This window comes from Caballeronia udeis (assembly GCF_044909315.1).
Lineage (GTDB): Bacteria > Pseudomonadota > Gammaproteobacteria > Burkholderiales > Burkholderiaceae > Caballeronia > Caballeronia udeis_A.
Window position 1 is genome coordinate 30,242 of record NZ_JBIYEB010000023.1, and the last position, 13,709, is coordinate 43,950.

Below are 13,709 nucleotides of genomic sequence, written 5' to 3' on the forward strand. Positions count from 1 at the left end.
TGTAGTACACGATCGAGCGTTGAGGGTGAACTCGCGAACCCTTCCGTCCGGCAAATGGACGTCATGTGCGGAGTACGGCCACCCGGAAATGATGAGCAGCGCTCTTTACGTCACGGGGCGTCGGGAGCACTCTTTGCCCAGCGTTTCATCAAGGTATTGCTCGGCAGTGTTTCATCCATGACTTTCCTGGCAGTTTCGATGCCGGCTACCGGAAAGTGCTCGGCATCGAGCAAACCAATCTGAGCCAGAACACTCCCTTGATCCCAATAAATGTGCTCATGACACAACTTGTCGCCACGAAATTTCACGATGCCCACCAGCGGAATTTCAACATAGCGCGCCGTCGGTGACACCCCCGGTAATAGCCAGTCAATCTCGCAGGTATGCGTAAAGCAGAACAGGACCTCATCGACGATTTGTGTGGCACCGACCGTGCGTGAGATTGGAATCTGTCGCGTGTCCGGAGGATTGGCATGGATGAAGTGATGCTGATAGAAACGCCTGAGCGACGTATAACCGACTCCACCTGTCATCGTCGGGATATGATTGACGTAGGGTTCAGAGACCATCGTCGCCATCGTTGCATCGGCATCGCGAACCTCGAACTCCAACTGAAGGTGCCGTTCCCACAGCACCTCAAGATCGAAATCCGGTCCAAGGGTGCGACGCAACGCAGCAATCGAACGATCATGGGCTAGCGCACTCGCCCGCTTGTCGAAATGCGGGCTCGCGAATCGGGCGAATGCGTGATCGACGCCGGGATAAACATATAGGCTTGCATTCTTCTGCTGCTGTAAGGCCGCGAATATCTTTGCGCGCGCCGACTCGTCGCAGAAGGCATCGTTGCCGGCGAAATGAAGCACCAACTTGCTCTTCAAGTGATCCGCACGATCCAATAGATCCTCGATTCCTACCCCGTAATAGCCGATGGAAATGGCGGCATCGGTATGCGTCGCAGCCAGATAGGCAAACTTTCCACCGAGGCAAAATCCCACGACACCACACTGGCCATCCAACTCCGGACGCCGGCGCAAGACAGTCAATGCGGCGTTGAGATCGGACACAGCATCCTCATCGCGGACCCCCTCGAGCAGACGCATCGCATGCTTGATGCTCGGCTCATCCGGCTCTAACTCGATTCCTTCCTCCTGGCGCCAGAAAAAATCCGGAGCAAGAACCACGTAACCTTCTTCGGCATACAGGTCCGCCATTTTGCGGACGAACGCGTTCACGCCAAATATTTCCTGGCACAAGACCAGGCCCGGGCCGCGCCCAGCGGGTGGCAGCGCCAGATATCCCGTGAATTTTCTGGCACTGTCCCCTGATATTTTTATCGTTATTCCGGCCATCGTCTTCTCCAAAGTGGCCTTCGCCCGAACCTTCAGGCGGGTCATACGGCAACTGTGCTGACATTGCGCGACGGCTGGCAGCCGCCTGGATCAAATAACTTCACCACGGAACAAACAGTATATTGTTTACTATATTTGATCAAGAAAATTATTATTTGCACAAATTTCATTTAAAAATCAATAACTTATGTTAAAAACAATAGTATACTTTACGACATGAGACATGCTAGAATACGCTGAAAGTGCCTAGCCCCTTTTGTACGGGGGAGGCAAGCGATTTTGCTTGGGCTCAGCGTCGTTTTCGGAAGGGTCTACGCAGATTCGAGGTGGAGACCAAATTAAATCGGCCGCTTTGGTGACCGCTTCCGCACATAGGGCAGGATGACGTGCCGATCGCCCGTCATACAATCAGGAGCGCGACATCTTGCGAATCAAAGGCGAAGCGCTCTTCAAAGCTACAGTGTTTCCACATGACGTAGACAAGGCAACGGCTAGAATCGCTGCAAGCTCATGGATTGTTTGCGCACCTCAACCGGTACGTAGAAGAGATGGAAGTACAGTCATGCCGACATCGTTAACCGTGGCAGCGAAAGCGACACCGAACACCGCGATGCAGGAACCCAAACAGAGCATCCGGGAACGGGTGTACCGTCACTTGCGCGACAAAATGCGAAGTGGCGAGATTACATACGAAGACAAACTGGTTGACCATGAGATCGCCAGTCAATTGGGCGTTTCACGTATGCCCGTGCGGGAAGCATTGCTGCAACTGAAGAGCGAGGGTTTTCTTGAAGGAACCTCGCGCGGGTTCGTTCTGCGCCGCTTTACTCCGACTGACATCGCCAATATTTTCGAAACTCGACTCCTGCTTGAGCCCGCTGCGGCTGGCGATGCTTGCAAGAACGCTTCCATCAAGGGGCTTTCCCAGATGCGTTCGATGGTCACCGCGGCCGAGCGTGCCTACGCTATTGACGATATCCCAGGCTTCATGGATTCGTCCGACGCTTTCCGCTTGACCTGGGTTGGAATGGTTCCCAATCCCCATCTCGTACAGACAATTGACCGCTTACGCGATCATGTCGAAGCCGTCCGACTCGCGACGCTTCGTGACAAGGCCATTCGCGAGTTGGCGTTGATGCATATGAAACACATATTAGACGCATTCCTTGAGGCGGATGCCGAGGCAGTCAAGGAGCGGGTTGCCCATAACATGCGTGTTTCTGCGACGTGCTATTACTCTACGCAAGAGACGATCTTGAGCTCATCCGCTGAACGCGGGACCGAACCTTTGACAGCAAAGTCGGGGGATTTGTAGAGAAAACGCTGACCGACTTTAGATTAACCGGCTCGGTGAAATTCCACTACACCGCAGCTGATGGAGAAATGTCTCGTTCAGGCATTTTCTTCTGATGGTCAGACGCCGGATCGATTTCATCGAGAGCATTCTTATAGCTCATTCAACGTGGATCGCAAATGAACTCAAAGAGCGAATCTTTTTTTGAAGGCCGCACAGCGCTCGTCACCGGCGCAAACGGTGGGCTCGGCCTGGCGTTAGCACGTGCGTTAGCAGACCGAGATTGTAAAGTGTATGCCGCAGTACGCAATCCAGACAATATCGCCGATGCCTCTAATTACCGACTAATTATCCCAGTGCGGCTTGATCTCACCGATCCAGACAGCATCGATGCTCTGATCACGCTCGTAGCTGATGTGAGTTTGGTATTCAATAACGCTGGTAGCAATCGGCAAGATAGCGCTTTATTTTGCCGTAGCGAAGGTGCGGCGCGGGAAGAAATGGAAGTCAACTTTTTTGGACCCTTACGTTTGGCTCGTGCACTCGCCCCATTGATGAAAGATCGTGGAGAAGGGACTTTTGTCAATCTCCTTTCCATACTGGCGTTTGAGCACCTGGTAGAGTGCGGCTCGTACTCCGCATCGAAGGCGGCGGCACACTCGCTTACACAAGGGATGCGCGCTCAGTTGCAGCCGTGGGGCGTACGAGTGATCGGTGTTTATCCCGGGCCTATGGATACCGCAATGAGTGCGAGCCTGCCCCTACCTAAGGTATCCCCTGAAGTCGTTGCAACTGCAATCATGAGTGCGCTCGTGTCCCGCGATGATGAAATTTATCCTGGGGATATAGCTCAGGAATTCCATACGAAATGGCGACCATATCGCGGCTAGCATCATTCTTTGCCGTTGTTGCGTGTAGGCGGTTGCAAGGATGATCTGAGGAACAACGAACACATTGGTTGACTACAGCGCTCAACCACGGCCACAACGCAGATACCGTCGTTGGCCGCGCCGGAGTCCACATCGGCAACCTCGCTTCGATGATCAACCAGTTGAACTCCTCCAATCGTTGCGACGCCGATAACTTCTGACGTGACGTTAGTCGGTGGCCTCCCAGTGCGTCGCGTCGCGCTTGTCGGTAATGCGTACCTTTGCGAGCAGAGGCTTACAACCGCGCAGTTTGACCTCACTGACGGCAAGTTTCTCCGAGCGGAAGACTTGGTTGGCCATCTTTGTTCCGTCGGAGTATTCGAGGGCATACCCGTCAATCGGGCCCCAGCGGCCCTTCGGTAAAGGTTCTACGTAGATTTGCATTATAAAGATACCTTTTGGTTAGACAGCGGTTCGCCAGCCTTGAGTTGGCCGTTTTTGGATTTTGCTGTCATGTAATAGCGTATCTAACTTCCTGCGGGATTTGACCCGCAGCCCGTGCTAACAATTTATTAATTTCTTGATTTAAATCAATGTGATACAGCGTATTTTTCATAATATGAAAAAGAGTTGGACCATGCGCAACGGGCATATGCTGCTTCGCAGCATAGCTTTTCGCAAATCGGCGTTGAATTTCACAATGTGACGTTGCGCGTTGCTCATAGCCCCCTTAGCGTCGCTGCAACAAAAGGCAATGGTGTCGGGACGTCCTTCTAAGCGTAGGATGCCGCGAACATGGATGGCAGAGCGGGAAAGTTAGTCATGTTAGAAGGACGCTGGCTGGCCTGCATTGAACCTTCAAGTAACCAATCTATGTAGCGCACCGCATGTTCGCTAACCATTGCGGCAGTCGAGGCGCTCATCTGTAAGCCGCGAATGACCTGGACGAACGGCATCAGTGGCACCGGATTGAAGAAATACAGCCGATAACGCGCGATGAATCATCGAGGGTCATGCCGAGAGCGGTGATTGAGATCGATGATGTGCTCCACGCGATGATCGCATCCTGTCGCAACACGGACTCAATCTGCTTCAGGATACGGACCTTCAGATCAAGGTGATCGGTGGCTGCTTCGATCACGAAATCGGTGGCAGCGAGGCGCCGATAGTCGGTCAACGTCTGGATGCGGGCGAGCGCTGCGTCACATGTCGTCGCCTCGAGGTTGTTTTTGCAACAAGCCCGCTCGAGGCTGGCGGCGACTGCAGTGAAGCGTATGACCAACGCGGCAATTGTCATGTTGACCACAACGACTTCAAGTCCAGCAATTGCTGCCGTCCGCGCGATTCCGCTACCCATCGTGCCAGCACGTACGACGCCTAACGTTTCGATTTTCACGGTTGTTTCTTTGAGGACCTGCACAGCGCGTCATTAAAAATTTTCTGCTATGGCAGCAATTCCCTGTCCGCCGAATACTCGTTGTCACGAGCGCACAGCAGCCACGGATTCGCTGCAACTTAACCGGTTCGTCGCATGGCCCATCACGTTGCTCCAATTCGTCAGCGCATGGACGCGCTCCCGCATCACATATTCGGATAGCGAGAGATACGGATTCGAATACCCGGCCCGACGACAAAGCCCACCATCACCTGGTTATCGTCCATGTGTAGAGGAACGAGCCGCCGTAGCTATCGGTCCATCGACTCGCGTGCGCTGTATTCGTCGCCCCACCGCGAAGAGGGATCGATCTGCCATTTTGCGATTGTCACGACAGCTTGCTTGTTAGAACTGATCTCTCGACAACGCCAGTAAACTCTCCCCACCCTTTGCAGTGGTGATCGATGCCTCGAGCGCCGACGCGAGGGGCAGCACGTGTTCGGCATAAAACTGCGCGCTTCCGATCTTGGCGCGGTAGAAAAACGGATCTTCGTCGTGCTTTGCAGTTGCCACGAGTAGCGCACGCGCCAGCTGCCAGCCGCCGAATACGATGCCCGCCAGCTTCAGATAAGGCACGCTGCCGGCGAACACGGCATTCGGGTCGCTCTTCATATTCGTCACGATGAAATCGACCACGGCGCCTAGCGAATTGTGTCCTTGCGTCAGGTATTTCTTCATTGGGACGAAGGCCGCGCTTGGCTCGGCGCAAAGCCCTTCGATCGTCTCAGCCACACCGGCAAGTAACGCCTTTGCCACCTTGCCGCCATCGCGCACGGTCTTGCGGCTGACCAGGTCGTTCGCCTGAATCGCGGTAGTGCCTTCGTAGATTGGCAGGATGCGCGCGTCACGGTAATACTGCGCAGCGCCGGTCTCTTCGATGAACCCCATGTCGCCATGCACCTGCACGCCGAGGCTCGTCACGTCGATAGACAACTCCGTGCTCCAGCCCTTCACGACCGGCACAAGGTACTCATAGATCGCCTGATGCTCGGCACGCATCGCTGCGTCTGGATGACGATGAGCGTGATCGCAATGCGCGGCTGCCACGTACGCGAGCGACCGCGACGCTTCGGTGAGTGCGCGCATAGTAGACAGCATGCGGCGCACGTTCGGATGCGCGATAATCGCGACGGCGTGGTTTGCGGAACCATCGACGGGCCGGCTCTGCACGCGCTCTTTAGCGAACTCAACGGCCTTCTGATACGCCCGATCCGACACTGCGATGCCCTGCAGGCCGACCGCGAAGCGCGCCGCATTCATCATGATGAACATATACTCGAGGCCGCGATTCTCTTCGCCAATCAGATGTCCGATTGCACCGCCGTGATCGCCGAACTGAAGCACTGCGGTCGGGCTCGCCTTGATACCGAGCTTGTGTTCGATCGACACGCAATGCACGTCGTTGCGCTCACCGAGCGAACCATCGTCGTTCACGTGAAACTTCGGCACGACAAACAACGAGATGCCTTTCACGCCTTCGGGCGCATCCGGCGTGCGCGCGAGTACGAGATGTACGATGTTCTTTGCCATGTCGTGTTCGCCCCACGTAATGAAAATCTTCGTGCCGAACAACTTGTACGAACCGTCGACTTGCGGCTCCGCGCGCGAGCGAACCGTCGACAAATCGGAGCCGGCCTGAGGTTCCGTCAAATTCATTGTGCCGGTCCATTCCCCCGAAATCAGTTTTGGCACAAACCGCTGTTTTTGTGTTTCGGTGCCGGCAGTGAGCAACGCTTCGATCGCGCCATCAGTCAGCAACGGACACAGCGCAAACGACAGGTTCGATGCGTTTAGCATCTCGACGCACGGCGTGGCGATCAGCTTGGGCAGGCCCTGGCCTTCATAGCCGATCGGATGCTGTACGCCTTGCCAGCCGCCTTCGGCGAACTGGCGGAACGCCTCCTTGAAACCGGGCGTTGTGGTGACCGTGCCGTCTTTCCAACTGCTTGGATTGCGATCGCCTTCAACATTCAGCGGGGCCAGCACTTCCCCGCACAGTTTCGCCGACTCTTCGAGCACGGCCTGAGCCGTGTCGAGGTTTGCGTCTTCGAAGCCCGCGAAGGTCGAGAGACATTCGAGACCAGCTAGTTCTTTCATCACGAACAGCACTTCTTTTATGGGCGCCATGTATGTCACATCGATCTCCTAGCGGTTAGTTTGCAGGACCAGGTCCGCCTTGCGTTAGGTATTGAGTCTGCGGCAACGCAATCCCGACACATCATCGTAGCGTCCTCAGCACCATCAACCTATGTCAAAAGCTGCCCTTTCATTGACAAAGGCTGCCACTGCGCGTCGCTTTTCGGGTCTCATTCGCGCGCAGTCGCGGCAGCAAAGCGCTAAAATGCGTGGGATCGTACGGACCTTCAGCCACCTGAAATATCAGCATTTGCGTGGCTTGAACATTTCGGGAAACCCAAGTGAGATGTATAAATTGAATTTTAATTATTTATAGGACACCAAACTGATTGGCTTCTGAACAGAGAGATGCACTCGGAAATCAGGGCAGGTTTTCCCAAGGCGATATATCTCGAAACCATTTACGGAAGTTCTACCGCCACTGAGCTTTGGCTTACGCCATATTGTGATACGGTTGAGAGAAGAATGCTTTGCGACGCTGAGGTATGAGATATCGTGGTTCATTTAGGCGCAGATCTGTCGTGATCACGGTGGGCAATGTGAGCGACCGCGTTTCCGCCCTGCCCGCCCACTTCCCGCTAGACGCTAGCCCTACCGTCGGCAACGACAGCCTTCGATGCGCACTTCGCCTGCGGCAGTTTGGCCAAAGCAGCTAGCATCTGACCGGTCTGGTTCGAATCGTCGTCGATTGCCTGCTTGCAGAGGACGACCAGTCACGGTTGTTCCTTGTCGACCAGCGATTTCAGCAGCTTGGCGATGGCCCGCGGCTGCGGCTCTTCGTTCGACTCGATCAAGATCGCACGGTCGGCGCCGATCGCCAACGCCGTACGCAGACGCACGGCTTCTTCAACGGCAATTTCGACAAACAGACTCATCGACATTTCACGTTCGCGATGTCGACACCTGTGCCGTCCTCCTTGACTTGAATTTCCATGTTGTAATCGACCACTCTCTTCGCTGGCACGGAATCTTCATTGCACCTCCTCTGATTTCGGACATCGCGTGTCGCTGCTAACCACGCAAGCTATTCCCAATCATATCGCCGAATGCCGTGTGGCCGATTGCCCTATGATGCCGATTTCATGACAAAATCTGCCAGTATCCAACACTGCATCGTCAGGGTTTCATTCAGGTAGAGTTCTACTCGTCAGCCATGACATCACCCCAGGCAACCGTCCCGATTTCCCTCGTCAATGGTTTTCTTGCCGGCGTCAATGCTGGAAAAGCATCCATCGACCGATTCGTGGCTCGCGCGGGCATCGCCCAATCCTTGCTCGGCAAACGGGGCGCACGCGTTACACAGCTGCAGTTCGCCGCGCTTTACCGCATGCTAGCCGTCGAACTGGACGATGAAATGGCCGGGATTTTCTCCCGCCCGCTGCGCAACGGCCTTCTAAAATATCTGTGTCTGAGCTTGCTTGATGCGCCACGGCTCGAAGTTGCAATGCATCGCTTCGGGCAATTCTTCCATCTGGTCCTCGACGATGTAGACATCGAGTCGTCAATGGCCGACGATCGCGCGCCCATCGCTGTCCTTAGACCACACGGCGGCCCTGAGATCAGCGTGCTGGGTATGGAGCTGATGCTAAAACTGGCGCACGGCATCGCGTCGTGGCTGGTAGCGCAAAGGATTCCGTTGCTACACGTGGAATTCGATTTTCCGCGGCCGGCACATGCAGGTGACTACCTCTATCTATTCCCCAGGCCGGTTTTGTTTGACTGTGCGCAAACCTCAATGCACTTCGACGCAATTACTTCGGATTGCCGATCCGTCAGCGCAAGTCGGATTTACGGGTGTTTCTCGCGCGCGCACCAGAGGACTGGATTTTCACGTCATTCAGCGATCAGGTTGCAAGCCACCGGGTACGCCTGTATCTCGAGTCGAAGCTGCCCGAGATCGCCACCGTCGACATGGTCGCGCAAGCATTGCATTACTCCGGGCGAACGCTGGCTCGCCGCCTTCGCGCAGAAGGAACGACTTTCCAGGCCGTCAAGGACGAGCTGCGCCGCGATATTGCGATCCAACGGCTGATCACGACCGATGACTCGCTGTCATCAATCGCCTTCGACATTGGCTTTGACGACCCCACCGCATTTCACCGCGCCTTCAGACACTTGACAGGCAGCACACCGAGTAGCTATCACCGCCTCGGTTGAAGCAACTCATCGCGCGCAGCCCCCTTCTCTACACTGCTAAGCCTCCCAAAACGGGGAGGTGTTTTCGTTTCGGTTCCCGGCGATTCTGAGCAGGCATCGGAGGCGTTAGCAGACTGACCGTCAATCGGAACGCGTGCCAACAAACCCGCCCTACGGGGAGTGTGATTATCAAAATCCCTCGTAATTCGAATTGCGCAACTGGGAGATTACAGGGATCACTTCGACAAAACCATCAGGCTAGCCGTATCATCCTGCGGCAGCCGAGACATCTGCGCTGCACTTCAGCAGAATCGGAACGACCTCTGTCTTAGCGTTCGGGTCCAGCAGCGGACTGGGTCCCATGACGGTGATGCCGGCTACAATCGCGCCCGCCTGGTCAAATATGGGCGCCGCGAGCGATGTGAAATGCGGCAACAAAGCATCTTGGCAATTGCTCAAGCCCTTCTGCCGTACACGCATCTTCATTTGGAGAACGTCCTCGATGGATTTTGGGATATCGCTGGCGTACTGAATACGTGCATTGCCTTCGATCATAGCCAACTCCCTTTCGACCATCTCCTGCGTTATACGATCTGGAAGAAATGAGAGAAAGTTGCGACCCAACGCCGACGACAACAACGGGAGCACACTCCCTATACGCAATTCGAGCAGCGGGGAACTCTTGCTGCCTTCCACTCTATATACGATCGTAGGTCCATGATTGCCCCATACACCGAGGAAAACCGTGTATCCAAGTTCCGCGTCCAGGTGCGACATCATTGGTCGCGCTACTTTATAGATATCGAACTGCTGCAAAGCAGCGACGCCGAGTTTGAGCGCATTGCAAGCACGACTGAAACAGCAACGTGTAGATCTAAAGGCGGCACTGAACCCCATCCAGGACCTTGCAACGCTCGACGATCTGACTGGGCTCGCCAATCGTCGCCGCGCTCGGGAACTGCTGCTGACCGAGGTGACGCGTGTGGACCGTGCGGTGCAGCCATTTTCCGTAGCATTGCTTGATCTTGACTTCTTCAAGCAACTCAAAGATCGCTTCGGCCACGCTGGCGGCGACCAGATACTGCGTTGTTTCTCCGAAGTGGCGCGCGCAAGTGTGTGAAGTGTTGACACCCTCGCGCGCTGGGGAGGCGAGGAGTTTCTCATCCTCATGCCGGAGGCCGACGTGTCCCACGCATTCGAAGCGATGGAGCGACTACGTGAGCGTATCGCTATGCTAAGTATTACAAGCAAGCAAGGTGACATGCGCTTTACGTTCTCGGCTGGCGTTGCAGGTCACCGCTTAGGCCAGTCAGTTGACGACACGATCATTCGGGCTGATCGTGCACTTTATAACGCGAAGGCGGCGGGTCGCAATCGTGTCGTGCTCACAGACGATACAAACGACACCTCGACATAACGGTCGCTAACATCGCGCTTGGAGCAATGAACTCGTCGTCCAGTGGTCCGTGTTCGACTCACCCGCAGCGGGCTTAAGTCTCGCCGCCACGAAAAAGGCGAACCGTTTCGACTGCGGCTTCGGGCACCGACGACGAGTGGACGGTTCAGGCGCCGACTGCAGGCACACTTATATTTTGGGAACTTTGCTTAAGATACGCGCCCGGCGGGAACGAACGAAAAACCACCCATCCGGGTGCCAGGCGAAAACCCCTGAGCAAGTCATTGTTGCTGCCCATGGCGGCGCAATCGGCGCGCGAGCTGTCACTCGTACATCACTTGGCTCTGGCTGCTTGCCGAAGCGACAGCGCGAACCGGCATCAGATCAACGAACTGGTCCGTTCGGTGCATATGGCTTACTACCTTCAGCGCCTTGGTTTCGGTGATATTCCGTTTGAATGCTACGAACGCGCTGAAGCGGCATTCGAAAACGCCCTTGGCGTCGCGGCGAAATCTGGCAAGTGGATAATCAGCGAGCAAAACGCACCCGTGATCGAACGCTTACTTGCACTGCACGACCAGCAAATGAGTGAGGCGCCGATGCACAAGGTGGCGGAGGCCAAAAAAACGACTACGTCAATTCCTCGCCGGCACAGGGGTATCGCCACTGGTTCGTCCGAAATCGGACTAGCAGCCGCTCTTCCTTCCAATGAACGCGTTCATTTCGCAGCTATGCCAGGCACCAAGCGTGTCAGCCTCCTCGCCCGTCTCCTGCTAAAGGCGCATCCCAAGCGCTGGGCGTTGGCGCGCTACGGCGACCGGATTGCCGAGGTGCGGGGTGAGGCACGGAGCGAGCGTGGCATGAACCGTTCGCTGGACGCGTATGGTGTCGAGCGACGTAGCGCGGTAAGGTGGGAAAATCTGAGATTGCTCGACGATCAATTGTTCAAGCGTGAGGCCGCCGGTATCAAGCCGAGCTCATGCCACCGCCGGCCTTCCGCACGGGCGGACAACGCGTTCAGCGCTACTGATTCACTGCGTCCTTGAACGCTTTGCCAGCCGTAAACGTAACGGTCTTTGACGCGGCGATCTGCAGTGCTTTGCCAGTCTTCGGGTTGCGCCAGGCTCGAGCCACACGCGCGCCTATGCTGAAAGATCCAAACCCGATGAGTTAAACCTAGTCGCCCTTAACCACCGCGTTCGTCACGGTCACCAAAAATGCGTCGATCGTTTCTGCTGCTGCGGATTTCGCGATTCCCACTTCAGTTGCGACTGCATCGATGAGTTTCTGTTTGTTCATGTTCGCGTTCTCCAATTTAAGCGAAAGACAGCCGATTATTTGCCTGGGCCGGAGATACCGCACGGGACAGACCTCATTGGGTTTATGATTTCGAAAGACCAAAACTCCATTTGGCGCGATCGGTTCGACAACGCTCGACTGCTGGGCCGAGCGTGTCATCGTTCGCCGCGCCGACGTCCGCCCCGCTCTTCCAGGAAATTCCGGTGCCTGCACGTCCCGAACACTTCAGCTGCATATCGCGGAGCAAAAGATGACATTCAGGACGTAGTGTTTAACACGTTTTACATATCATATGATACAAATATTCAATGCCGAGGACACTTCACGGTTCGCGAGCGAAAAAACCTCTTTTAGAACGTGTCGAGCCGAAAGGGCGTCGCGGCAGCGTGAAACATTCTCGCCTCAACTCCGCCATCCCATGGTAGACGTGGCTTTCACGCTGCCCCAATCGGGTCTCAATTGTTTCACGACCGTGACGCGTTGCGGATTGCGCTCACACGCAGTCCGTGAGCCTCAGTGCTGAAGGAAGAACCCTCTTAACCCGCTTTTGCATCCGATATCGGGCGCGATGTTCAGGAAATCCAGCGCACCTATCAACGAATGCGGGCCGTTGTCGGACGGCAGAGTACCCCGCGGTGCGGTACCCGGGAGGCAAACTACTAAACATTAGTCGCATAATGTGTAGTTTTATGTCGAATCCATTTTGATTCAGGTTAGATTTATTTGAGGGTTCGCCGCCATATAAACACTATCTCTATGGGACCCTCCCCAGAAAGCTAGACGACGGGGGCGCGTCTGCGGGTGAGCACGACACGATCCTCCGGCATCCGCTCAACCATTTGTAGGACGACACGTCCGACTCTCTTTCGCTCTCTCAGTCTCCCATCCGCGCAGCGATCGCCCTCACCTGCTTCGAGCGTGGCGGGTGCCTTAATGCAAGGCGTGCATCTACTGAATCATTCCCATCTAGCTATGCGCCCTCAGTTAAAGGGAATATTGTGATTGACCGTTAGTTGAATTTTTGCGAGATACAGGTCAAGCTCACCCTTCAGTGAGAGAGAGATAACCCAGACGTCGGACCCGTCCTTCGTGGTGTGCTCGATGCAGTACGGTGAACCCAGGTACTGATTCCACGTCCTCAGACAAGGGCGAACAGCGACGCACCTGCATCGCTTCGCTCGTGAGTACCGATTCGTCTTCGGCGCGATGTTAATTATGCCAACAGTGGCTAGCTCATCATCTGTGTGCCAATGGCAAAGCGCGCGACAGCATGGTGCAAGTAGCTCGATGTGCCCTGGCTCGAGGATGCCCAGTCCATTTTTTACAAAGTGCCTGAAGGATTTGGATAACGCGTTTAGCCACTTTCTTCCAAGTCCTCTGAGCTCCCGCGTTTTAATAGAAGGGTTCTGTAGCTTCCGTTATCCAGATCCCTAATAGTTCGAACTCGATAAGGCTGACGCCCATGTTTTCATACCCAAGGTTGGCCGGCGGCGGCGCTAGAAAAGCCAGAATGGAGGGCGACCTGGGCAATGTCACCGTTTCGAGTGCGGATGACGGGTAGTTCCTGTGGATTCAGATACTCGGTGAGCTGGGTGTGTCGCCAATGCGTGGAGGCGAGAGATCGGGATCGACATCGCCCGTTTTGCCACGTTCCATGATGGCACTTGTCTCAATTCTCGCTGTCAGCGGCGCATGGTATTGAAGACGAGGTTCGTCAACAACTGGAAGGGGGTTGAAGCTGGCGTCCGTATGCTTTGCAGCCGCATCGCGTACGCTCGCCTCGACCACCTACAGC

General features: G+C 55.3%; 8 protein-coding genes and 4 pseudogenes. 5 read left to right on the top strand and 7 right to left on the bottom strand.

The features are described 5' to 3' along the window. Positions 1-110: 110 nt before the first annotated feature. On the bottom strand, positions 111-1,349 hold the full coding sequence (locus ABH944_RS30375) for a dienelactone hydrolase family protein (RefSeq protein ID WP_404611064.1): 1,239 nt from the start codon (positions 1,347-1,349) through the stop codon (positions 111-113). 562 nt (positions 1,350-1,911) lie between these two features. On the opposite strand from ABH944_RS30375, the gene ABH944_RS30380 reads away from it, so the two are divergent. Then, a complete protein-coding gene (locus tag ABH944_RS30380; RefSeq protein WP_404611032.1) occupies positions 1,912-2,664 on the top strand; it encodes a GntR family transcriptional regulator in 753 nt (250 codons plus the stop codon). Between the two features lie 158 nt (positions 2,665-2,822). Then, entirely contained in the window at positions 2,823-3,533 is a 711-nt protein-coding gene (locus ABH944_RS30385; RefSeq protein ID WP_404611031.1) for an SDR family NAD(P)-dependent oxidoreductase, read from the top strand. Between the two features lie 207 nt (positions 3,534-3,740). Here the strand turns inward: ABH944_RS30385 and ABH944_RS30390 are convergent, their stop codons facing one another. From ABH944_RS30390 to ABH944_RS30405, 4 genes and pseudogenes are all read right to left on the bottom strand, one after another. Continuing rightward, entirely contained in the window at positions 3,741-3,956 is a 216-nt protein-coding gene (locus ABH944_RS30390; protein WP_404611030.1) for a hypothetical protein, read from the bottom strand. A gap of 511 nt (positions 3,957-4,467) precedes the next feature. Continuing rightward, positions 4,468-4,908: a 3-hydroxyacyl-CoA dehydrogenase NAD-binding domain-containing protein gene (locus tag ABH944_RS30395; RefSeq protein WP_404611029.1), complete on the bottom strand. Its 441-nt coding sequence runs from the start codon at positions 4,906-4,908 to the stop codon at positions 4,468-4,470. Positions 4,909-5,292: 384 nt separating this feature from the next. Continuing rightward, a complete protein-coding gene (locus ABH944_RS30400) occupies positions 5,293-7,083 on the bottom strand; it encodes an acyl-CoA dehydrogenase (protein WP_404611028.1) in 1,791 nt (596 codons plus the stop codon). Between the two features lie 466 nt (positions 7,084-7,549). Beyond that, positions 7,550-8,017: pseudogene (locus ABH944_RS30405) on the bottom strand (adenine nucleotide alpha hydrolase family protein); the annotation flags it as partial. A 219-nt stretch (positions 8,018-8,236) separates the two neighbouring features. Between ABH944_RS30405 and ABH944_RS30410 the strand changes: the two are divergent. After that, positions 8,237-9,240 (top strand): annotated as a pseudogene (locus tag ABH944_RS30410) (AraC family transcriptional regulator). 246 nt (positions 9,241-9,486) lie between these two features. Here ABH944_RS30410 and ABH944_RS30415 read toward each other — a convergent pair. Further along, positions 9,487-10,116 carry an IclR family transcriptional regulator gene (locus ABH944_RS30415; RefSeq protein WP_404659583.1) on the bottom strand — a complete coding sequence of 210 codons (630 nt, stop codon included), beginning with the start codon at positions 10,114-10,116 and terminating at the stop codon, positions 9,487-9,489. Between ABH944_RS30415 and ABH944_RS30420 the strand changes: the two are divergent. Both ABH944_RS30420 and ABH944_RS30425 read left to right on the top strand, forming a co-directional pair. Next, positions 10,061-10,636, top strand: a pseudogene (locus ABH944_RS30420) (GGDEF domain-containing protein). The gene ABH944_RS30415 and the pseudogene ABH944_RS30420 sit on opposite strands and share 56 nt — an antisense overlap. Positions 10,637-10,911: 275 nt before the next feature. Continuing rightward, positions 10,912-11,661, top strand: a complete 750-nt coding sequence (locus ABH944_RS30425; RefSeq protein ID WP_404611027.1) for a hypothetical protein — start codon at positions 10,912-10,914, stop codon at positions 11,659-11,661. Here the strand turns inward: ABH944_RS30425 and ABH944_RS30430 are convergent. Further along, positions 11,639-11,914: pseudogene (locus ABH944_RS30430) on the bottom strand (HU family DNA-binding protein). The gene ABH944_RS30425 and the pseudogene ABH944_RS30430 sit on opposite strands and share 23 nt — an antisense overlap. Between the last annotated feature and the right edge of the window lie 1,795 nt (positions 11,915-13,709).

Bases quoted from the DNA above. Each gene is read 5' to 3' on its own strand.
- ABH944_RS30375 (WP_404611064.1), bottom strand. From the start codon at position 1,349: ATGGCCGGAATAACGATAAAAATATCAGGGGACAGTGCCAGAAAATTC.
- ABH944_RS30380 (WP_404611032.1), top strand. From the start codon at position 1,912: ATGCCGACATCGTTAACCGTGGCAGCGAAAGCGACACCGAACACCGCG.
- ABH944_RS30385 (WP_404611031.1), top strand. From the start codon at position 2,823: ATGAACTCAAAGAGCGAATCTTTTTTTGAAGGCCGCACAGCGCTCGTC.
- ABH944_RS30390 (WP_404611030.1), bottom strand. From the start codon at position 3,956: ATGCAAATCTACGTAGAACCTTTACCGAAGGGCCGCTGGGGCCCGATT.
- ABH944_RS30415 (WP_404659583.1), bottom strand. From the start codon at position 10,116: ATGGGGTTCAGTGCCGCCTTTAGATCTACACGTTGCTGTTTCAGTCGT.
- ABH944_RS30425 (WP_404611027.1), top strand. From the start codon at position 10,912: ATGGCGGCGCAATCGGCGCGCGAGCTGTCACTCGTACATCACTTGGCT.